This is a genomic window from Myxococcus llanfairpwllgwyngyllgogerychwyrndrobwllllantysiliogogogochensis (assembly GCF_006636215.1).
In the GTDB taxonomy this organism is placed as follows: Bacteria; Myxococcota; Myxococcia; order Myxococcales; family Myxococcaceae; genus Myxococcus; species Myxococcus llanfairpwllgwyngyllgogerychwyrndrobwllllantysiliogogogochensis.
In genome coordinates this window covers 1-382 of sequence record NZ_VIFM01001035.1, presented here as the reverse complement: position 1 = coordinate 382, position 382 = coordinate 1, and the positions used below count along the sequence as shown (strand labels likewise).

1 protein-coding gene is annotated in these 382 nt (G+C 70.7%); it reads right to left on the bottom strand.

What is annotated here, in order from left to right; genetic code table 11:
• A partial coding sequence (locus FJV41_RS57745; protein ID WP_141649714.1) for an aminotransferase class I/II-fold pyridoxal phosphate-dependent enzyme occupies nt 1-382 on the bottom strand: 382 nt, incomplete at both ends.

The following is a 382-nucleotide window of genomic DNA, read 5'->3' as shown; positions in this document are numbered from 1 at the left end:
CGCGACCACGGTGCCCACCTTCCAGCCCGTGACGTGGAAGGTCTTGCCGAAGCTCGACACGATGAAGGCCCGCGCGGCCAGCCCAGGAAAGCGGGCGGCGCTCTGGTGCTCGGCACCGTCGAACACCATGTGCTCGTAGACCTCGTCGCTGATCACCACCACGTCCGTCGGCGCGAGCAGCGCTTCGAGCGCCCGCATGTCCTCGTCCGTCCACACGGTGGCCGAGGGGTTGTGCGGCGTGTTGATGAGGATCGCGCGCGTGCGCGGCGTGAGCGCTGCGGCGATGCGGCCGAAATCCGGGCGGAAGGTGCCGGGCGTGAGCGGCACGCGCACCGCCGTGCCGCCCGCCAGCTCCACGTTGGGCACGTAGCTGTCGTAGCAG